At 66.1% G+C, this 19,747-nt stretch carries 21 protein-coding genes and 3 tRNA genes; 4 read left to right on the top strand and 20 right to left on the bottom strand.

What is annotated here, in order from left to right; genetic code table 11:
• Positions 1 to 8 precede the first annotated feature (8 nt).
• Genes SLQ33_RS10150 through SLQ33_RS10130 form a run of 5 tightly spaced genes read right to left on the bottom strand, consistent with a single transcriptional unit; the run spans position 9 to position 5,774 of the window.
• A complete protein-coding gene (locus tag SLQ33_RS10150; protein ID WP_319453688.1) occupies positions 9 to 1,271 on the bottom strand; it encodes a glycosyltransferase family 2 protein in 1,263 nt (420 codons plus the stop codon).
• Positions 1,261 to 2,580 carry a hypothetical protein gene (locus SLQ33_RS10145; protein ID WP_319453687.1) on the bottom strand — a complete coding sequence of 440 codons (1,320 nt, stop codon included), beginning with the start codon at positions 2,578 to 2,580 and terminating at the stop codon, positions 1,261 to 1,263. Before SLQ33_RS10145 ends, SLQ33_RS10150 begins: the two co-directional genes overlap by 11 nt.
• On the bottom strand, positions 2,577 to 3,599 hold the full coding sequence (locus SLQ33_RS10140) for a glycosyltransferase family 2 protein (RefSeq protein WP_319453686.1): 1,023 nt from the start codon (positions 3,597 to 3,599) through the stop codon (positions 2,577 to 2,579). Before SLQ33_RS10140 ends, SLQ33_RS10145 begins: the two co-directional genes overlap by 4 nt.
• The gene (locus SLQ33_RS10135; RefSeq protein WP_319453685.1) at positions 3,592 to 4,911 is read right to left on the bottom strand and encodes a UDP-glucose/GDP-mannose dehydrogenase family protein; all 1,320 of its coding nucleotides are present in this window, start codon (positions 4,909 to 4,911) and stop codon (positions 3,592 to 3,594) included. Before SLQ33_RS10135 ends, SLQ33_RS10140 begins: the two co-directional genes overlap by 8 nt.
• Positions 4,912 to 4,931: 20 nt before the next feature.
• The gene (locus SLQ33_RS10130; protein ID WP_319453684.1) at positions 4,932 to 5,774 is read right to left on the bottom strand and encodes a glycosyltransferase family 2 protein; all 843 of its coding nucleotides are present in this window, start codon (positions 5,772 to 5,774) and stop codon (positions 4,932 to 4,934) included.
• A 1,601-nt stretch (positions 5,775 to 7,375) separates the two neighbouring features.
• Here SLQ33_RS10130 and SLQ33_RS10125 point away from each other — a divergent pair.
• Positions 7,376 to 8,299 (top strand): endonuclease/exonuclease/phosphatase family protein, encoded by a 924-nt coding sequence (locus tag SLQ33_RS10125; protein ID WP_319453683.1) that lies wholly within the window; start codon positions 7,376 to 7,378, stop codon positions 8,297 to 8,299.
• A gap of 12 nt (positions 8,300 to 8,311) precedes the next feature.
• Here the strand turns inward: SLQ33_RS10125 and SLQ33_RS10120 are convergent, their stop codons facing one another.
• The 15 genes from SLQ33_RS10120 to SLQ33_RS10050 all read right to left on the bottom strand — a co-directional run bounded on the left by SLQ33_RS10120 (position 8,312) and on the right by SLQ33_RS10050 (position 16,957).
• A complete protein-coding gene (locus SLQ33_RS10120; protein ID WP_319453682.1) occupies positions 8,312 to 8,929 on the bottom strand; it encodes a M15 family metallopeptidase in 618 nt (205 codons plus the stop codon).
• Between the two features lie 90 nt (positions 8,930 to 9,019).
• The gene (gene rplA / locus SLQ33_RS10115) at positions 9,020 to 9,727 is read right to left on the bottom strand and encodes a 50S ribosomal protein L1 (RefSeq protein ID WP_319453681.1); all 708 of its coding nucleotides are present in this window, start codon (positions 9,725 to 9,727) and stop codon (positions 9,020 to 9,022) included.
• A gap of 66 nt (positions 9,728 to 9,793) precedes the next feature.
• The gene (gene rplK / locus SLQ33_RS10110; RefSeq protein ID WP_319453680.1) at positions 9,794 to 10,225 is read right to left on the bottom strand and encodes a 50S ribosomal protein L11; all 432 of its coding nucleotides are present in this window, start codon (positions 10,223 to 10,225) and stop codon (positions 9,794 to 9,796) included.
• 42 nt (positions 10,226 to 10,267) lie between these two features.
• Positions 10,268 to 11,140 carry a transcription termination/antitermination protein NusG gene (nusG, locus tag SLQ33_RS10105; protein WP_319453679.1) on the bottom strand — a complete coding sequence of 291 codons (873 nt, stop codon included), beginning with the start codon at positions 11,138 to 11,140 and terminating at the stop codon, positions 10,268 to 10,270.
• A 47-nt stretch (positions 11,141 to 11,187) separates the two neighbouring features.
• The gene (gene secE, locus SLQ33_RS10100; protein WP_319453678.1) at positions 11,188 to 11,616 is read right to left on the bottom strand and encodes a preprotein translocase subunit SecE; all 429 of its coding nucleotides are present in this window, start codon (positions 11,614 to 11,616) and stop codon (positions 11,188 to 11,190) included.
• A gap of 68 nt (positions 11,617 to 11,684) precedes the next feature.
• Positions 11,685 to 11,757, bottom strand: a tRNA-Trp gene (locus tag SLQ33_RS10095).
• 152 nt (positions 11,758 to 11,909) lie between these two features.
• Positions 11,910 to 12,437 carry a (3R)-hydroxyacyl-ACP dehydratase subunit HadC gene (gene hadC / locus SLQ33_RS10090; protein WP_319453677.1) on the bottom strand — a complete coding sequence of 176 codons (528 nt, stop codon included), beginning with the start codon at positions 12,435 to 12,437 and terminating at the stop codon, positions 11,910 to 11,912.
• Between the two features lie 4 nt (positions 12,438 to 12,441).
• Positions 12,442 to 12,870, bottom strand: coding sequence for a (3R)-hydroxyacyl-ACP dehydratase subunit HadB (gene hadB / locus SLQ33_RS10085; protein WP_319453676.1), 429 nt, complete (start codon positions 12,868 to 12,870; stop codon positions 12,442 to 12,444).
• Complete coding sequence (gene hadA, locus SLQ33_RS10080) at positions 12,857 to 13,333, bottom strand: (3R)-hydroxyacyl-ACP dehydratase subunit HadA (RefSeq protein ID WP_319453675.1); 477 nt, start codon at positions 13,331 to 13,333, stop codon at positions 12,857 to 12,859. The genes hadB and hadA overlap by 14 nt, the downstream gene beginning before the upstream one ends.
• 50 nt (positions 13,334 to 13,383) lie before the next feature.
• The gene (gene rpmG, locus SLQ33_RS10075; RefSeq protein ID WP_005143733.1) at positions 13,384 to 13,551 is read right to left on the bottom strand and encodes a 50S ribosomal protein L33; all 168 of its coding nucleotides are present in this window, start codon (positions 13,549 to 13,551) and stop codon (positions 13,384 to 13,386) included.
• 34 nt (positions 13,552 to 13,585) lie between these two features.
• Positions 13,586 to 13,659: transfer RNA gene (locus tag SLQ33_RS10070), tRNA-Met, on the bottom strand.
• Positions 13,660 to 13,703: 44 nt separating this feature from the next.
• A tRNA-Thr gene (locus tag SLQ33_RS10065) sits at positions 13,704 to 13,776 on the bottom strand.
• Positions 13,777 to 13,870: 94 nt separating this feature from the next.
• Entirely contained in the window at positions 13,871 to 14,398 is a 528-nt protein-coding gene (locus SLQ33_RS10060) for a DUF4352 domain-containing protein (protein WP_319453674.1), read from the bottom strand.
• Between the two features lie 88 nt (positions 14,399 to 14,486).
• Positions 14,487 to 15,347, bottom strand: a complete 861-nt coding sequence (locus tag SLQ33_RS10055; protein ID WP_319453673.1) for a maleylpyruvate isomerase N-terminal domain-containing protein — start codon at positions 15,345 to 15,347, stop codon at positions 14,487 to 14,489.
• Positions 15,348 to 15,460: 113 nt separating this feature from the next.
• Positions 15,461 to 16,957, bottom strand: a complete 1,497-nt coding sequence (locus tag SLQ33_RS10050; RefSeq protein WP_319453672.1) for a transposase — start codon at positions 16,955 to 16,957, stop codon at positions 15,461 to 15,463.
• Between the two features lie 183 nt (positions 16,958 to 17,140).
• Here SLQ33_RS10050 and SLQ33_RS10045 point away from each other — a divergent pair, with 183 nt between their 5' ends.
• The 3 genes from SLQ33_RS10045 (at position 17,141) to SLQ33_RS10035 (ending at position 19,725) form a co-directional block, all read left to right on the top strand.
• Complete coding sequence (locus SLQ33_RS10045; protein WP_319453671.1) at positions 17,141 to 17,548, top strand: transposase; 408 nt, start codon at positions 17,141 to 17,143, stop codon at positions 17,546 to 17,548.
• A gap of 126 nt (positions 17,549 to 17,674) precedes the next feature.
• The gene (locus SLQ33_RS10040) at positions 17,675 to 18,391 is read left to right on the top strand and encodes an MBL fold metallo-hydrolase (RefSeq protein WP_319453670.1); all 717 of its coding nucleotides are present in this window, start codon (positions 17,675 to 17,677) and stop codon (positions 18,389 to 18,391) included.
• 110 nt (positions 18,392 to 18,501) lie between these two features.
• Positions 18,502 to 19,725 carry a DUF4352 domain-containing protein gene (locus SLQ33_RS10035; RefSeq protein ID WP_319453669.1) on the top strand — a complete coding sequence of 408 codons (1,224 nt, stop codon included), beginning with the start codon at positions 18,502 to 18,504 and terminating at the stop codon, positions 19,723 to 19,725.
• Positions 19,726 to 19,747 lie beyond the last annotated feature (22 nt).

The following is a 19,747-nucleotide window of genomic DNA, read 5'->3' as shown; positions in this document are numbered from 1 at the left end:
GACACCCCTCACGCCGCGGCACCCGTCAGAGGCGACGCCTTGCGGCCGTCCATCCGCGACCGGAGCAGGGCTCGAGGACCAGCGAGCACACCGCGACGTTCCAGCTTGGTGAGCCCATTCAGCTCGAGCGGGCTGGCGCCGGGATCCTCGACGACGGTGATGCGCCGCAGGTGCGCGACACCAGCGGCGCCACGCGACGCCACCATGAACAGCGTTCGAGGGTGAAGCATCAGTTTGGTGATCCACGCACCCAGCCCGAGGCCGTAGTTGTAGATCTGTATCTCCAATTCCTCCATACTCTTTCGGTGCCGGTGCCATATCAGCGCACCCGGCTCGTAGACCAGCGTGCGGCCGGCGAGCAGTACTCGGACGAACATGTCGATGTCCTCGCCGCCACCGGTCGGCGATCCGACGCCCATTCCCTCGTCGAATCCACCCAGCTTGCGCACCGCGGAGCGCCGAAAGGCGATGTTGGCGCCGGTACCGAAGCGCGCAACACGCAAGGGGAACAGTGGATCGTCCGTGGGCGGACGGGCCATGTCGTAGACGGCGGGCCGACATTGCGATGCCCACCCGACCCGGCGATCGAAGTACGACTGCGCCGCCGTGAGGACTTCGGCCGTCGGCACCATGCCGGTGACGCACACGACGTCGTCAGCCCTGGAGAATCCGCGCGCGAGGTTCTTCAGCCAGCGCCTGTCGACGAGCACGTCATCGTCGGTGAACGCGATGAATTCGTGTCGGGCGCTTTCGATTCCGACGTTGCGGGCGACGGCCAGCCCGCGTCGCGTTGCGGACACGATCCGGACGCCCTGACTTGCGAACTCGGCTACCACCGGGGGTGTCAGCCCGCTGGCCGGCGCGTTGTCGACGACGACGATCTCGAACGACGGATAGTCCAGGTCGACGAGGCTGCCCAACGTGTCCCGCAGCTGGTCCGGTCGGTCCTTGGTGCACAGGATTACCGAGAACGGCGGCTCGGGAACCGGGAGTTCACCTTCGACGCGTGGCAACTCGGCGACCTTCGACATCAACTGTTCGCCGTCGACGAATCCGGCCTCGACGGGCACCTCGACGAAACCCCTTGGCGTGTCCGCGGTCCAGACCAGGAACCGGGCGGTGTCGAACGGCTCGCCCTGGATCAGGCGCAGCGGCTCTGGCGTGATGTGCCGATCGTCGACCTGCCCGATCCATACCGCACCGCTCCACCAGTCCCCTTCGTCGGTGAAGGCGGTGATCGGTTCGACCGTCGCAGCTTGCTCAGTGGGCATCGACTCGTCCTTTCGTCGTCGACCGGGTCTTCACGAAATGCACGCCTGCTCCGGCACTGAGCAACGTCTGGGCGAGCAGGATGGCCAACGCACCTCCGAAGGCTCCGTGCGCTTCGGTGAGCCAGGGCAGTGTCGACAACAGAGTCACCGTGGCGCACGCGTTCATCACGAGCAGCGCGCGCATGTTCCGCCGGGACCGCTGCAATGCGGCCCACACCATGTAGAACGTTCGCACGACGGCTGCAACGCACAACGTGGCGATCACGGCCCCCGCATGCATCTGTCCGTACTCGGGGTTCAGCATCTGTAGCACGGTGGGAGCGAGCGCGACGAGGCCCACCGCTCCGACGACCGCGAGGACGAATGCCTTGACGAGGATCGACCGCGCCATCGGTTCGGCGGTCTCTGGGGCGTTGGAAGCGTGCACCACGAGTGACACGGCGAGCGCGGTACCGATGAAGTCGAGCGTCTGCACGATCGACAGGGACAGCGCGAACAGCGCACCCTCTCGGGGACCGCCGAATGCGGTGACCAGGAACGGAGTGATGGCGAGCATGCCCAGACTGAGCGCTACCGCGGCGAACGTCCGCACGACGAATCTGTCGAACTCGCGTGTCGACTCGTCGGCCGACAGCGTTGCGGCGTCGGGCATTCCGTCGGAGCCGTCGACGATGCGGCCGATGACGGGACGCAGCGTCAGCAGGACCAAGGCCGACGCCAGCACGAACGCCAACTCGACGGCGTGCCAGACGAATGACGTGGCGAAGGCCACCAGCAGGCCGATTCGGAGCACGCCGATCACCCCGTTGACCGCCAGCATCCAGCGCGCGCGACCGATCGCGACGATCGTGTTCGTCTGAAGCGTGAAGCCCGCGACGACGACGGTGCCTGCCGCCACTAGAACCACCACGACGACGGATCCTCGGACCTCGTCGATCAGCGTGACGGTCGCGAGACCACCGACGATGCCGGACAGCGCGGACGCGACGAGATAGATCCGTTGACCGCGTCGGTAGACGGCCGCACGGGCTCGGCCCACCGCGGGTAGCAGCGCGGTGTACGCATCGCCAATCCCGGCGGCGAGTACCAGCGATGGCGCCGTGATGGCGGCCAGCACCGCCGTCATGACGCCGAGCCGCTCCGGCGGAACCATCCGTGCGGCGACGGCCCAGAAGACCATGCCGAACAAGGCGCTGACGACGTACGACGACGCAAGGGACGCCGCGTCACGGTATAACCGCGACGCACCGAATCGCGGTGCGTCGTCATCAACGTCGTGTGTTCGCGGTGTCGTCAAGGCTACCTTCACGCGGCGCCTTCCGTTACGTTCAGCGTTGCGGCAAAGGGGATTTGGCTGACGGGCCGAGCACCTCGGGAATCGTCCGCCTCGGGCGTGGCGCGCGGCCACCACGACCGGGACATGGCAACCCCGTAACCGACCGCCGCGCATGCGAGCCCGAGGAACATGACCAACCCCTGAAGCATCGCAGCGCGGCGCAGTGCGACCAGCCGACGCGCTGCCGCGATCGCAGTCCGACGCACGTAGTCGCGTTCCGTCCCGATCACGTCGGCGGAGTCGAAGTTGTTGCTCATCAGGGCCTTCCCAGCGCCCTCGGTGTAGCAGCGCCCGGCGAAGAAGCGCAGTGTCGACCGCGATGCGGGAACCTCGTGGTCGATCACCGCCGACGGCACGTACATCCAGCGGCCGCCGCTTACCCGCGACATCCGGATGCAGAGGTCGGTGTCCTCTGGCTGCGACGCCTGTCCGCGCTTGCCGAAGTCGGTCCGGAAGCCGTCGATCGTCTGGAACGCGTCGGTACGCACGGCCATGTTGCCCGACCACACGTTGCGCACCTCGCTGGTCACGGTCGGCATGCCCTCGTAGGCACCACCGACGGCCCATGCGAACTCCGCCGGGAACCAGGCCGGCCGCCCAATCACCCACGAGTCGCGATACCGTCCGCCGGTGCCGACGACGCTTGAGTCCGAGAAAGGCCGCGTCAGCTCGTAAAGCCATGCCGGTTCGGCGATCTCGTCATCGTCGAGGAAGGCGGTGAGCGGCGTCGTGACCAGTTCGGCAGCCCGGTTCCGCGTGGCCGATGCACCACGAGCGCCGTCATTGAGCGCGACTGTCACCCAATCGAACTCGGCGGCGAGTCGGGCCGCGAGCTCCGGATTGTTGTCGACGCCGACGACGACCTGGCGCGGCGCGAGCTTCTGGTGCCGCAGCGACTCCAGTGCCGCACTGATGCTGGGCCAGCGGTCCTCGGTGTAGCAGGCCATCACGACGGAGACCTCGGGCGTATCCATCTCCAGTCGCTCAGGCATGGGCGCGTCTCCGGCCTAGTCCCCTGACGGTCCAGCCGGCGCTCGCCCAGTACGAGAGGTCCAGCACGTTGCGTGCGTCGAGCAGGCGTGGAGCCCGGACCTTGACGCGAAGTGCGACGGGATCGAGCTGGCGGTACTCGTCCCATTCGGTCGCGAGCACGATCAAATCGGCGTTCTCGCAAGCTTCGTCGGCCGAGTCGCAATAGGTGAGCGTGGGGAAGCGCTTTCGCGCATTCGCGACGGCCTTCGGGTCGTGTACGCGGACCGACGAGCCCTTGAGGTGCATCGCCGCGGCGACGTTCAAGGCCGGAGAGTCACGAACGTCGTCGCTGTTCGGCTTGAACGCTGCGCCGAGTACGGCGATGTTCGTGCTCAGGAAGTCGCCACCGAGCATCTGGGCGGCCACCGATACCACCTTGTCGCGTCGGCGCATGTTGATCTTGTCGATCTCGCGCAGGAAGCTCAACGCATCTGAGGCGCCGAGTTCGCCCGCGCGCGCACTGAAGGCGCGGATGTCCTTCGGCAGACAGCCGCCGCCGAAGCCGAGGCCGGCGTTGAGGAATCGGCGCCCGATCCGTTCGTCGTAGCCCAGCGCCCTGCTGAGCGTGACGACGTCGGCGTTGACCACCTCGCAGACCTCGGCCATCGCGTTGATGAACGAGATCTTGGTGGCGAGAAAGGAATTCGCAGCCACCTTCACCATCTCCGCGGTGGCGAGGTCGGTGGTGATGTACGGGGTGCCGGCGTCGATGATGCTGGCGTAGACCTCCATCAATGCCTTCTCGGCATGCTCCGACGTCACCCCGAACACCAAGCGGTCCGGCTTGAGGGTGTCGGCAACGGCCATGCCCTCGCGGAGGAACTCCGGGTTCCAGCCCACCTCGAGGTGATGGGTCGTGTGGTCTCCGACCCCGGCGGCTAGGCGTTCCGCAGTCCCCACCGGCACGGTCGACTTGCCGACGATCAATCCGTCTCGGTCGGCGAGCTCGGCAACGGTTCGAAAGGCGGAGTCGACGAACTTCAGGTCGGCGGCCTCGGACCCGGATTGTTGTGGGGTACCCACGCAGACGAAGTGGACGGCCGCCCCGCGCACCGCTGCGCCCGCGTCGGAGGTGAAGGTCAGTCGGCCCGACTCGAGCGCACGGGCCAGCACTTCCTCGAACTCGGGCTCGAAGAACGGTGACCGTCCGCTCGACAGCGCTTCGATCTTCGCGGCATCGGTGTCGTAGCCGACCACCTCGTGCCCAAGTTCCGCCATGCACGTGGCGTGAACGGCGCCGAGGTAGCCGGTGCCCATGACGCTCATCTTCATCGGAGCTCTCCCCGTATCCGCTAGGCCGACTTCGAGATTCGTGGGCCGCTCTCGGGGAGTCGGCCGGGGTCGTTCTTCAACCAGTAGTGACGGTCACGTAGCACTCGCTTCTCGCCGCGGGCCCTGTTGAACTCGCGGCGGATGGTGCGCAGCACCCGCATTCCGTCGCGGAACGCGTTGAGGTTGCTCACCCCGTGGATACGGCTCTTCTCGAAGCTCGAGACCTCCGAAATCTTGAGCCCGTGAGCCGCCACGCGGACGTTGATCAACGTCTCGATCTCGAAACCGTCGCCCCACTGGGGATCGGCGGTCTCCGTGTCGGGCAGCTTCATGACGTCGAGGCAGTGGCGCCAGAAGGCGTTGTAGCCGTAGCAGAGATCGGTGTATCTCGTGGCGAACAGGATGTTCACCAAACCGTTGAGGCCCTTGTTGCCGAACCGTCTGAGCGTGGTGATGTCGGAGCTGCCGCCACCCTGGATGAACCGCGAGCCCTTTGCGAAGTCGGCGCCCGCCACGAGTGCGCCTACGTAGCTTGGTATTTCGGCGGGGTCGGTACTGCCGTCGGCGTCGAGCATCACGATGATGTCTCCCGACGCTGCCTCGAACCCGCATGCCAGCGCGTTTCCCTTGCCCTTGCGGGTCTGATTGAGGTGGATACCGTTCGGCCACAACTGGCGGGCCACCTCGGCGGTGCCATCGACGGAGTTGCCATCCACGAAGACCACCTCGTCGACGTCGGCGGGCATCCGTGCTGCCACGTGCGGGAGGTTGCGCGCCTCGTTGAGCGCAGGCACGACCACGGTGATCTTGGGCCGCTTGGTGGTGTGCGGCAACCCATCCCAGATGCTTGTCAAGTTAGCCACGCCTGGCCCTCTTCTGATGTAGTGCGACCAACGAGAATGAAACAATGGTTGCGACAATTGGCACGAGGCTCGCGGCATCGCGAGTAATACAAAACTCACTACATTGGAAGCGTCGGCACCCAACGGCTCCCTGCCGTCTGAGATCACGCCAAGGCTGGCATATGCCTGAATGCCGTGCAACTGCTGGGGACGCCGTTGTGATGCGCAATACATCGGTCCAAACTGGTTGGGAAACGGGGCGAAATTTCGGCGCATGAATGGCAGGTAAAACACGTGTTACGGGGTTCAACACGGCGTCGCGAGAGTGACCAGCGGCCACCATCGCGGACCCATGCCTCCATGGCGTGTCCTCGATAAGGCCAGTTAAGCGCTTTGCTGCGGTCGGCGTAGCCGTCATTTGGCGACCCCGGCAATCTTTCCGCTGTCCGCAAATGTCGGTCGTGAACTTGCGTCATCCGAGTCAGGCCAGACGGCGCTCTGAATTCGGCCAATTAATTGTTTATCGTGTTGCTGGTGGTAATGGCGATCAACGATGGTGACGCAAGAAAGGTGCTCGACTGACTTGGTGAATGGCCCGCTGAAATTCCATTAGTTTTCATCCATTCCCAACTAGTGGTGATCGTGGGCGTATTCGACTTGTGTGTCAGCATTTCGGGCGCTCAGTTCGGCGCCGAAACGGCAACCACATCGACTCGGACGTCAAGAGAATACGACGGACCGCAGCCGCGCCGTCGACCAGATGTGCGGGGAGACTCCGCCCGAAATCGAGGCGGCGCACCGCTACGCGAAAGCCAGCGGTGCTCACCGATGACGTTGGCAAGCAAGCTCTTTGGCGGCGATCCGTGTCGCTGACGGGCCGTCGACCTCGGCCTCGGGTCCATCCCGCATCCCATGATCGGTCCTCGCCGCGCACGTCGACTGACGAATATCGCTCGATAGGGGCACACATTGTCCGGAACGCCGAATGAAACTCGTTGACCATTCAAGGAAGCAACCCACGCCCCTCGAATCGGACGTTCGTCCAGAGTGAGTCATAGCGCGGCGGACTTCCGCGATCTCGCCCTACGTCGGCCGCCAGGATTGGCATGTTCCACGGCGTCGTGTTGTTCCCAAAGCCAGGCAATGGCATCGAGGTGTTCGCCGGTCAACGGTCGACTCGCAGGCCGCCCTATTCGATGTGGCGCTGCTGCCCCATTGCCGACCCACCAGTCGAGCCGGGCTTTGTTCGGCACGATCGTGCCAAAACGGTACCGCGGCGCGAATTGGGCAACCGCGGTCATCAATGGTCATCCCGGTGTTCACAGCGAACCGGCCCGAGGTATGAATTATGCACTCGTACAATACCGTTCAGCCGCTTGAGCTAGCCGCCCAGCAGCCGCATCGATGCGAGGTCGCGCACCTACGCTCGTAACATGCTGTACCCGTGGATGATTCACTGCCTACCAGACGAGGGGGCCTCGGCGATCAAGGCCGCTGCCGGCAGGCATCCGGCTGCGGTCCCGGCGGCCGCTCCGAACGCCAGGTACAAAGTAGGAAGACACGATTGAGGGGGACCACTGAACACCGCGCGCAGAGTTGTCAGCATCATTGCGGGTCTGTCCTTGCTCCTGCTCGCCGGCGCAGCGCTCGCCGCGCGATATGCGCCGCTACCCGGCCACCTCTCGGTGTTCGCGATCGTCGCGTCGCCCTTTCTGATGTTCGCCGCGCCGCTGGCCCTCGTCGTGCTGGGGTGGGGCCGGCACTGGGTGGGGTCAGCATTGGCGGGCATCCTGACCGTCGCGCTGGTCTTGGTCCAGCTGCCGTCGTACTTCGGCGAAACCCCGAGGCCCGGATCGGTTCCGGTTCGGGTGATGACCATCAACATGCTGTTCGGCCAAGCCGACCCGCAGTCCATCGCAGATCTCGCGAAAGATCAGGCGGACATCCTGCTGGTCCAGGAGTTGACCTCGGACGCAGCCAAAGCACTATCGGCGGCGGGTACCGACCGGGATTTTCCGTACCACGCGCTGGACGCGCGCCCGCAAGCCGCGGGAGTCGGCATCTACAGCCGATACCCGATCACCGACTCCACCCGCATCGGTGGATTCCGGCTGGCGTTGGTCAGTGCCCGCGTCCGCGTCGAGGGCGTCGCGAGGGAGGTCACGGTGGCGTCGGTCCACTTCGCCGCTCCGTGGCCGCAGCCCATCGATGGTTGGCACAGTGACTTCGCCGCCTTTCCGCGCACACTGGCCGACTTGGCAGCGCAGTCGGGCGACGGTCCCGCGCTCATAGGCGGCGACTTCAATGCCACGATCGACATGCGTCCGTTCCGCGAACTACTCACCGGCGGTTACCGCGACGCCTCCGAACAAGCAGGAACGGGAAGGCAATTCACCTATCCCAGCAACAACCGACGGATTCCACCGTTCATGGGCATCGACCACATACTGACCAGGAACGCCACGGCGGCATCCACGTCGACCGTCGAGGTCCCCGACTCGGATCACCGCGCACTGCTCGCCACGGTGATGCTGCCGCAGGCGTGATGCTGACGCCGACTAGTTGACCGGCACGTCCAGGATCGGACGCGGATCGTTCGCACCCGGCCCGTCGAAGTGCCACCACTCCCCCGAATAGACCGTCAGCCCACCGGCTTTCATCGCATCGCGGAGCCGGACCCGGTTGGCCTGCTGTTCGGCGGACAATCCATCGGTGGCATACGCCAGGCTGCGCGGCGTGAAGTCGTCGAAGTCGGTACCCATGTCGAGGCGCCAGCCGTAGTGCCCGTCGACCAAGGTGACGTCGACCGACCGACCGGACTCGTGGCTGCGCGCGAACTCGCTGGGCCGGGCCACCCAGTTCGGGTTGGGCACGACCTCGAACATCCGCACCTGCACGTCGTGCGGTCGATAGCAGTCCCAGAACACCAGCCGCGCGCCATTGCGCCGCAGCACGTCGGCGGCCGTCTTGAGCCCGTCAGCCAGCGACTCGTGCACCAGGCAGCGTGCGTCGGCGGGGTATAGCGGGATGCCGACGAAGTTGTTGGCTCCTGCGTACCGCAGGTCGATGACGGCGTCGGGCACGACGCTGAGCACGTCCACCAGTCCCGCGGCCTGAGCCTGCGGCGAGACCGGAGGCACGTCGGCGGCCGCCGTCGAAGGTGTTATCAGCAGCATGATTGCAGCGGCCCCTACCGCGAACGCGCGCAAAGTCCGACGCAACACCGGCGTGTTGCCCGCAGACACGCGCGCTCGCGGGTGAACGGGTTACGCCTCGGTGAAGCCGCGCGTGACGGCCGGGTCGACCGGGATGCCCGGGCCGGTGGTCGTCGTGATGACGATCTTCTTGAGGTAGCGGCCCTTCGAGGACGACGGCTTGGCGCGCATGATCTCGTCGATGGCTGCGCCGTAGTTCTCGGCGAGCGCCGCTTCGTCAAACGACGCCTTGCCGATCACGAAGTGCAGGTTGGCCTGCTTGTCGACGCGGAAGTTGATCTTGCCGCCCTTGATGTCGGACACGGCCTTCGCGACGTCGGGCGTCACGGTGCCGGTCTTCGGGTTCGGCATCAGGCCACGCGGCCCGAGCACGCGGGCGATCTTGCCGACCTTGGCCATCTGGTCCGGCGTCGCGATCGCGGCGTCGAAGTCCAGGAATCCGCCCTGGATCTTCTCGATCAGGTCGTCGCTGCCCACCTCGTCCGCACCGGCAGCCAGGGCCGCCTCGGCCTTGTCGCCGACCGCGAACACGATGACGCGAGCCGTCTTACCGGTGCCGTGCGGCAGGTTGACGGTGCCGCGCACCAACTGGTCGGCCTTGCGGGGGTCGACGCCCACGCGGATGGCGACCTCAACGGTGGCGTCCTGCTTCTTGCTGGACGTCTCCTTGGCCAGCCGAACGGCTTCCAGCGGGGAGTAGAGATTGTCGCGGTCCACCTTCTCGGCGGCTTCGCGGTATGCCTTGCTGTTCTTGCTCATTGGATTCCAATCACTTTCGTTGGTTGTGGTTGACGAGCCGCAGCTGGCTCTCCCACGGGGGTACTGCTACTTGACGGTGATGCCCATCGACCGGGCGGTGCCGGCGATGATCTTGGCAGCGGCGTCGATGTCGTTGGCGTTGAGATCTTCCTTCTTGGTCTCGGCGATCTCGCGCACCTGATCCCAGGTCACCGTGGCGACCTTGGTCTTGTGGGGCTCACCGGAGCCCTTCTGCACACCGGCAGCCTTGAGCAGCAGCTTGGCGGCGGGCGGCGTCTTCAGCGCGAACGTGAAGCTGCGGTCCTCGTAGACGGTGATCTCCACGGGGATGACGTTGCCGCGCTGGCTCTCCGTCGCCTGGTTGTAGGCGTTGCAGAACTCCATGATGTTGACGCCGTGCTGACCAAGCGCGGGGCCGACCGGCGGGGCCGGGTTGGCCTTGCCTGCTTCGATCTGCAGCTTGATCTGCCCGGTGATCTTCTTCTTCTTCGGGGGCATGACTCTGGTGTTCCTTCTCTTTCTAGGCGGGCCCGGTGCCCGTTAGATCTTGGTGACTTGACCGAAGGTCAGTTCGACGGGTGTCTCGCGGCCGAAGATGGACACCAGCACCTTGAGCTTCTGCTGTTCGGCGTTGACCTCGCTGATCGACGCGGGCAGCGTCGCGAACGGGCCGTCCATGACGGTGACCGACTCGCCGACCTCGAAGTCGACGAGAATCTCCGGACGCTCCAGCGTCGCCTCGGACGACGACGAAGCACCGGCCGCGGCCGTCGACTTGGCGGGCTTCTTGGCTGCGGCAGGCGGCAGCAGGAACTTCACGACGTCGTTCAGCGTGAGCGGCGAAGGGCGCGAGGTGGCGCCGACGAACCCGGTGACGCCGGGGGTGTTGCGCACGGCGCCCCACGATTCGTCGTTGAGCTCCATGCGCACCAGGATGTAGCCCGGCAGCACCTTGCGGTTGACCTGCTTGCGCTGGCCGTTCTTGATCTCGGTGACCTCTTCGGTGGGCACCTCGACCTGGAAGATGAAGTCGCCGACGTCCAGGTTCTGCACGCGGGTCTCGAGGTTGGCCTTCACCTTGTTCTCGTAGCCGGCATAGCTGTGGATGACGTACCAGTCGCCGGGCCGGGTGCGCAGGTCCTTCTTCAGCGCCTCCACCGGGTCGACGTCTTCATCCTCGGCCGGAGCCTCGTCGTCAGCCTGAGCGTCTTGCGCCGGAGCATCGTCGGCTTCCGCTTCGGCTTCAGTCTCCAATTCGGCTTCAGCCGCGAGTGGCGCGTCCTCGACGGCCTCTGCGGCGGTGGTCTGCTCGAGAGACTCGGCGGCCTCGTCTGCGATCACGGTCGCCGGGTCGGCGTCCTCGGCGATTGCCTCGGACACACCCGAAGGCGTCTCGCCATCGAAGGTCGTCACGGTTGTCAGTCCTCTCTCAAATCCATATGCGTCATGTATGACGTTCGTCAGCCGAACACCAGGGTCACGAGCTTGGCCAGGCCGAGGTCGACCCCACCGATCAGCGCCACCATGAACGCCAGGAAGATCAGCACCACGGTGGTGTAGCTGACCATCTGCTTGCGGTTCGGCCAGATCACCTTGCGGAGCTCGGCGATGACCTGCTTCAGGTAGTTGATGACGAAGGTGATCGGGTTGCGGGACGGGCCCGACTTCTTGGCCGCCTTCGGCTTCTTGCCGTCACCGTTCTTGGTCGCCTTGGCGTCCGTCGCGGGGGCGGGCTCGTCCCCGCTGGAGTCGCGCCGTGGCCGCTTGCCGGTGGGGCGCGCCGGTCGCGTCACCACGGCGGTCTGCCCGCGGGTGTCCTCGGCGCCGGTCGGCTCGCCGGTGTCGGTGTCGTCGCCTGCGGAGCCAGCACCATCGCGCTCGTCGCTCACCGCATGCCTTTCGTCTGGTTTCGGGTGGTCACCTTCCAGTGTCCACGCCTGTCGAGTATTCAGTTGAGCAGGGGCGACAGGACTTGAACCTGCAACCTGCGGTTTTGGAGACCGCTGCTCTGCCAGTTGAGCTACGCCCCTTCGCCGTGTCACTGCTGGCCCTGGCCAACCCTGCGCGGCCGGGGCTCACACAATTCACGCGCTCTCCGATCGGCCGATCAGAAACCGACGGACAGCGCGCTGAATTGGGAAAACCCCGAGGACCGAGTGTACATCGGGCCTGGTGTGAGTTACTAATCCGCTACCGGACCGGCATCGGCCGCCGCGGTGCGTACGACCTGCCCAGTCACGGGATCCCACTTGGCCGAAATCGAGTTGTCGCCCTCGTGAGCCATCAGCACGGTGAAGGCCTCCATGACGATCGTGCCGTCCTGTTCGGCGCAGACGTTGCGGGTGGTGACGATGTCGGCTCCGAACCGCTCGACGACCGACTCGACGTGCATCGTCCCGGTCAACTCGTCCCCGACCCTGATCGGCCGATGGAAGAGGAACTTTTGATCGACCTGCACGATCTGCATGGTGTCCAGGCCGACGTCGACGGTCTGGAAGAAATGGTTCTGGAGCATCACGGCGAAGATCGCGGCGAAGGTGAGGGGTGCGATGAGGTTCTCATGGCCGAGGTCGGCGGCGGCGGCCTCGTCGTGGGTGGCCGGATCGTAGGCCTTGATCGCGCGCGCGTACTGGCGGACCTGTTCGCGTCCCACGACGAATACGTCGGGGTAGCGGTGGACCATTCCCCGAATGTCGGTCTTCAAGGGCACGGAACTACGCCAGCTTCGCGGTCGCGATGGCGCGGCCGAAGATCTTCTTTCCCCCGGTCGTGGCCGACAGCGCGATGGTCACTGACTTGGATTCGGAGTCAACGGATTTCACACGTCCATTGAACACGATTTCCGCGCCGACGCCATCGTTGGGAACCGGCACCACGGCGGTGAACCGGACGTTGTACTCGGTGACCGCGGCCGGGTCGCCGACCCAGGCCGTCACGTAGCCGCCGCCAAGGCCCATGGTCAACATGCCGTGCGCGATGGCCGTGTCCAACCCGACCTGCTTGGCGATCTCGTCGTCCCAGTGGATCGGGTTCAGATCACCCGACACGCCTGCGTAGTTCACCAGGTCTCCTCGGGTCAGCGGGATGACCCGCTCCGGAAGCTGGTCACCCACCTTCACCGAACTGAACTCACGCAGCGCCATCAGAAAAGCCCCTTCCGCTGTCATCCGAACGACCCGCCAGGGTCGTGAAAGTCTCCTGGACGACTTCGCCGGCCTCGTTGGAGATGATGTTCTTGGTCACGATGATGTCGGTCCCGTGCGCCTGACGGAGCGAGTGCACGGTGACGTCGCAGTACAGCCGGTCACCCGCCTTGATCGGTAGCAGGATCTTGAGCGCCTGGTCGACCTGGACGATCTGGGCGTCCTCGATGCCGATGTTCGCGTTTTCGAAGAAGGCCGTCTGCGCCTGGTAGCCGAAGACCGAGATGAAGGTCAACGGTGCCAGCAGCGCGTCGTGGCCGAGTTCGGCCGCGACGGCCTCGTCGTAGTACGCGGCGTCGTCGTTCTTGACCGCGACCGCGTACTCACGAAGCTTCTCGCGGCCTACCTCGTAGTAGTCGGGATAGCGGTAGTGCATCCCGACGATGTTCGATCGAAGAGCCACGAAGTCTCAACCTCTCCGGCAACCCAGGGCACGAAGCCCGCGGGTTGCGGTTAGCGCGATTCCTTGTGCGGCTGGTGTTGGCCGCAGTTCGGGCAGAACTTCTTGAGCTCGAGCCGGTCGGGGTCGTTGCGCCGGTTCTTCTTGGTGATGTAGTTGCGGTGCTTGCACACCTCGCAGGCCAAGGTGATCTTGGGCCGTACGTCTGTACTGGAGGCCACGGTGTCGTCCTTCGTCGAACTGTTGTTGGTCTTGTAGCGGTGGGGGGGCTCGATCCCCCGACCTCACGATTATGAGTCGTGCGCTCTAACCAGCTGAGCTACACCGCCATGCCGGAGTTGCCAGTCAAGCTTTGCTCGCCCGGTGTCCACCGAGCCCCCTAACGGAATCGAACCGTTGACCTTTTCCTTACCATGGAAACGCTCTACCGACTGAGCTAAGGGGGCCTGCACTGCTACGAGGCCCCTGGCGTCATCCGACGTCTGTGCCACGGGCCTTAAAGAGGGTACATTCTCGCCCTTTGCGGAGCCAAACCGCTTGTCACAGGGGCACCGAGACACCCTCTGACTGTGGCCCGTCGCGCAGCACGAGCGACTGCAGGTCGGCCCCCTTTGGCACGTCGAACACGATGGCTACGTCGGTCGACGAGCCGGGATCGACGTCCTTGGCGGCTTCGCCGACGTACGGCCAGGTGGCTTCGTCGACGCGGTACTCGGTGCTGCCGTCGGAGACGGTGTTGAAGCTCGAGTGGAACGTCTGCCTGGCCCCGGTGACGTTGGTGACCTTCATCTTGACGACGACGAAGCGGCCCTCGGCAGTGACGTTGCGCTCGGGGAACTCGGGATCGGCCAACACGTCGGTGACCTCGACTCGGTGCACGACGTAGGCGAAGTTGCCGGAGCGGACCTCGCCCAAGTGAGCAGCGCCGAGCCCGTCCTCGCGTTCGGCGACGCCGATCAGGGCGACGGTGACGGCGGCCACGGCGGCCATCAGCACCAGGGCACCGGCGATCAGCCCGCCGCGGTACCTGCTGCGGGCGGTCGCCACCGAACCTTGGGCTGCCGCCACTGGGTGCACTTCCTGTGAGTCGACTGATTGGTTCCTGGTAATGAACCTAATTCACGTCGACACTGGCAGCAATGGCCGCGGGCGACCCTTAACGGAGGCTTGGCGCCGGTCGCAGCATCTCGACGACGGTGTCGACCGACGACGGCTCCCCCACCGCGGACGACAACGCTGCACCAGGCGTGCGGCCCCACAACATCAGGGTTCTTGCGGCCGGGTGGCATTGCACCACCGGAGCGGGGTCGTCGGGGTCGGCGAGGGCGATCGTCGTCGTCGACCCACCGGTGACGGCGATGTCGGGGGCACCCGGCGCGCGCAGCACGATGGTCCTGCCGTCGCCGAGCCGGGGCGGGAACACGTTGGGCGTCATGGCGGCGACCGTCGTGGCGGCGTGCACCGCGAACCGGCCGTCGCTGAGTGCGGCGATGACGGCGGGATCGTCGCCGACGACGTCCCATCGATGCAGAACCAGTTCACTTTCGATGTGCAGCAACAGGGTGCGGGCGTCGAGGCTCGCGCCGGTGAACGCCACGCGCCGGCTCTCGCCTGCCTTCGACAGCCGATCGACGGCGACCGCGGCGCGCAACGACTCGTCGAAGAACGCCCGTCGCAGGCGAGCGGGAGTCATCTGCCGGTACGGCGCCTCGCGCTCCTCGAAGCCGCGGGTCGCGCGCGTCGGCGACCCAGCGAGCTCTCGTTCGACGAGGTCCGCGATTTCCGCGGAGCCCGCCGCGACGTGAGCGATCAGGTCGTGCACGGTCCAGCCTGCGCATTGCGTGGGCGCGTCGGGCTCGACGGAGCGCATGGCCGCGACGAATGCGATGAACGAATCCTGGACTGGGGTGCGGACGTAGGGCAGCAATCGGTCGGTGGCGGGTATCGCGGCGAGTAGCCGGGCGCAGGTCGTTCGGACTACCGGAATGCCGAGCAGCGTGGTGATGGTCTCGTTCATGTCGACAACACCACCACCCGCCCGGGTCCGGTGCTGGCGGGTTTACGACTTGACGTCCTCCTCGCACTGCAGTGCGAGGATTCCTCGTGCCGGCCGGCTGTCTCGATAGACGCTCATGCGGCTATCGCCGTGGGCTGGTCGGTAGTGGAGGTTCGCGCCGAGCGGCTCCGTCGCATCACGGTGTTGGCTTTACGCCTCGCCTTGATGCGCGCCACCGACCTCCGCGAGAGCGGATGCCTGCGGCCTCGCCGCTTGCGTGCTAGTGCACTACGGCTGGACTTCGGCGACTCATCGACGTCCTGACGATGCAGCCAGCCCTCACGCGCTGGCTGCAAGTCCAGCCGATCAGACCCGTCCACGCCAGCTCGGACGTGAAGTCCGAGGTAGGCCGAAAACAGGTCCCGATCCTCTGTGATGCCACACTCACAACGGTGGACCCGTTGCGAAAGCGGCTTTTTCTCACGGTTCCCGCACAGACACGTTTGCGACAGGGCTGTCGTTCGTGGGTTGTATTCGTAGAGCTGCTGTCCGCCGGCGCTTTCAGCCTTGCGGCGCATCATCTCCACCAGTAACCCCGGTGCCCGGTCGCGCACACTGCGCGGGAAGTTCTTCTGCCACGACACGTAATCCAGGCTTTCGCAGGCGATCTCAGTGCCGTGGCCCAACAGCCGGTTGCCCAGCGCCCCGTGCAACGTCTTGCGATGCTCAGCCAGGCGACGATGCAACTCGGCCACCCGGATCGTGGTCTGCTGCGCGGCGGCCGAACGCTGCCACCCACAGCGACCAGCGGTGTGGACGCCATCTTTGTTGAAGCAGGCCGGTGATCCGCCACGATGCTGGCGATCCAGATGCCGCTGCACCCGACGTAGCCGCATCGTGTCCAACCGAATCGCATCGGCCAGCGGCTCAACCCAGCCCGACCAGATCCCATCGACACCCTGCACGGCCACCGCAATCTGAGACGGGCCCAGGTCGAACGACACCCGTGCGTCACCGATCGGATGCCGCCTGCTCGGATGCCCATCGCAGACCAGCTGCATGCTGTAAGTGTCGGCACCATTGACCACCGTGCGCACAATCCGCGTCGACAGGACCTTGCCCGCCGCGATCAACGCTTCGATCTCGGCGAGTTCGGCCCGTTGCTCCGTACCGCGGCGACCCGACGTGGCCGACGCAGCGATCGGGATGACGAACCCCGCCCCCCACTGCAGGCCGATCAGCCGCCCAGCCGCGTCGGTCTTGGGCCGCAGCGCGCCATTGCCGTCCTTGGCGGCCAGTGAATGCAGACCACGGCGCGTGTTCTTGAACCGCGGCTTACCTTTCTGGCCGAGGTGCCACTGGCGCACCGCATCGAACGCCCGCGCTCCCAGGTTCTGGGTCTCCTGGGCCGGTAGATGTTCGCGCACCCACGACTTGCGTAGTGACGACGCGTAGGACTGCGCCGCATCCACGGTGAAACCATGGGCCTGCTCCACCGCCCGGAACTCCGCACCCCGATGCTTACCCTCGGTGGCCGCGCGCCGCGGCAACTCTCGCGCCACCTGCCAGGCCGGATCGGATTTCACCACGCGGGTGCGGGCGATGAACTCACCCAGCACCGCGTTGAACACTCGCACACCCGTGAAAAACCGGATCCCAATCTCGCGGCACTGCCCAGCATCCGGGCGCAACGGCCACGACCGCACATGCGTAGGTGCGTCCTTCGGGCGGTTACGTGCACGCGGCTTGCGAGCCGGCTCCCCGGCCGTTTTCGGCGCCATGAGGTAGGTCTTACCCACACCACAAACCTAAAGGTGACCACTGACACGACGACCTATCGCCGCACCCGACACAGCGTGTCGCTGCTGCACGCCCACCCGGTGTTCGTGACGAAAACACCGGCGCCCGGTGTTCACCGACGCCATGTTCACCTTCACCGAGACCGCCATGCGCGCCGCCGCGCCGAGCTTGATGTCGAGTTCGTCGAGTTCAACGGCGAAACCGACCAAAGGCACCTTGCTCGTCGCCTACCCGCCTACCTCGCAATCTCCGTTCTCGCCCAACGACTCGAAGGCCGCACCGCCAACATCGTCCGGCGCGAGTTCACCTGCGCCCGCATCCGCGGCCACCTCTGGTCGCCGTCCCACTTCGCCGTCTCCGGCGCAGGCGCACCGCTGTCGATCATCAAGCAATACATCGACGGCCAAGCCCGACCACTCTGAAGGCCGGACTCCGCCCGCCGACACCCGCGATGGGCTCACCCCGCACTGAAGTCCGAGGCTTGCGCCAAGGAACTCGGTCAAAGTGCCCGTCGGAGGTTCAGGCGGGCGACCACCTAGGGTTGGGCAATGGCCACGGACGACCGCCTGTACTTCCGGCAGCTGCTGTCGGGTCGCGACTTCGCGGCAGGCGACATGATTGCCCAGCAGATGCGCAACTTCGCCTATCTGATCGGTGACCGCGAGACGGGCGACTGCGTCGTCGTCGACCCCGCGTATGCGGCCAACGACCTGCTCGACACGCTGGAAACCGACGGCATGCACTTGAGCGGCGTGCTCGTCAGCCACCACCACCCCGATCACGTGGGCGGGTCGATGATGGGCTTCGAGCTCAAGGGGCTGGCCGAGCTGCTGGAGCGGGTCAGCGTTCCGGTGCACGTGAATACCCTTGAAGCGGACTGGGTTTCGCGGATCACGGACATACCGCTGTCGGATCTCACCGCGCACGGCCACGGCGACGTGGTGACCGTCGGCGCGGTCGACGTCGAACTGCTGCACACGCCGGGCCACACGCCGGGCAGCCAGTGCTTCCTGCTCGACGGCAAGTTGGTGGCGGGCGACACGCTGTTCCTCGACGGCTGCGGCCGGACGGACTTCCCCGGCGGCAACGTCGACGACATGTTCCGCAGCCTTCAGGCACTCGCCGACCTACCAGGTGATCCGACGGTGTTCCCGGGGCACTGGTACTCGGTCGAGCCGAGCGCAACGTTGTCGGAGGTGCGCCGCACGAACTACGTGTATCGGGCCAGCAGCCTCGACCAGTGGCGCATGGCCATGGGTGGCTGATGCGCGCGACGTCGGAGTACGCGTGAATGTAATTCGCGCGCTGTCGTTCCCGCTGCGCTATTGTCCGGTTTCGCAGCGCCAGCAGGGCGCGTGACGGGGAGGACCCTGCGATGACGACACCGGCCGGCTGGTTTCCGGATACCGAAGTTCCAGGTGGACTCCGCTATTGGGACGGCTCCGCCTGGACGGAGCACCGCACTCCGCCCGCGGCGCCCGCGACGCCCGAGCCCGCCGCCGAGGTGCCCGCCAGCGAGCAGCCGACGTCCATCGTGAGGCTGCCCGAGCCACCCACGACGGTGGTCCCGGCCCAGCCCGCCCCGGAGCCGACGCCGGAGCCGACGCCGGCGCCGGCGGCCGAGGAGGCCGCCAGCGGAACGCACCGCGCGGACGAGTCCTCACCTGCAACGACCCCCGCCGAACCCGCCGCGACCCCGGCCGACCCCGCCTTCCCGGCCGCCTGGGAGACCCCTCCGATGCCGTCCTGGGACGCTCCGGCGGCGCCCACGCAGGTCGTACCGGTCACCCCGCCGCCTGCGACCCCGTCATATCAGCCGCCCGCGGCCCCGCCGTATCAGCCGCCCGCGACCCCGTCGTACGAAGCGCCGGCCGCTCCGTCGTACGGGGCTCCCTCCTACGGGTCGTTCGACGCGCCGCAGGCGCCGCAGTCATACGATCCCGCGTCGTTCACGTCGCCGCCGCCTGGCGGGCCGCCGGGCCTGCCGCCAGGGGGACCGTCGGGCGGTGGCGGCAGCAACAAGGCACTGTTCGCCATCCTCGGTGGCATCGCGGCGCTCGTGGTGATCGCGGCGCTGGTGCTGACGTACTTCTTCGTCATCAAGGACGACGACTCGACCACGACGGCGAGCACGTCGACGTCGGCGAGCAAGACGAAGACCAAGACCAGCTCGACCAAGACGTCGGAGTCCGAGACGTCGGAGAAGCCGACCACTCCGCCCGCCGACGGCGAGGTCACCGACGGCGACTTCACGTTCTCGGTATCCAAGACCGATACCGGCGACACCGTCACGTCGGCGGAGGGCGTCGAGGCCACCGCCGACGGCATGTACTACGTCGTGTACCTGAACGTCACCAACAACGGAACCTCACCGGTGACGTTCCTGTCGACGATGCAGCGGCTCAACGCCGCAGGCAACAGCTACAGCCCCGACGACGAGGCGAACTTCTACCTCAACGGCGATGCGGTCTTCGAAATCCAGCCCGGCGAGACGATCGAGACGGGCGTCGCGTTCGACGTACCGGTCGACACCGAGGCCGACTCGATCGAGGCACACGGCGACCTACTGAGCCAGGGCGTCGAACTGCCGTTGTCCTGACCTCGGTCGCCTCTGCCTCGCG

Origin of the sequence: Mycobacterium sp. RTGN6 (genome assembly GCF_033804605.1) — a bacterium.
GTDB lineage: Bacteria > Actinomycetota > Actinomycetes > Mycobacteriales > Mycobacteriaceae > Mycobacterium.
Note: the sequence above shows the minus strand (reverse complement) of the source record. Positions and strands in the feature narration are given on the sequence as shown.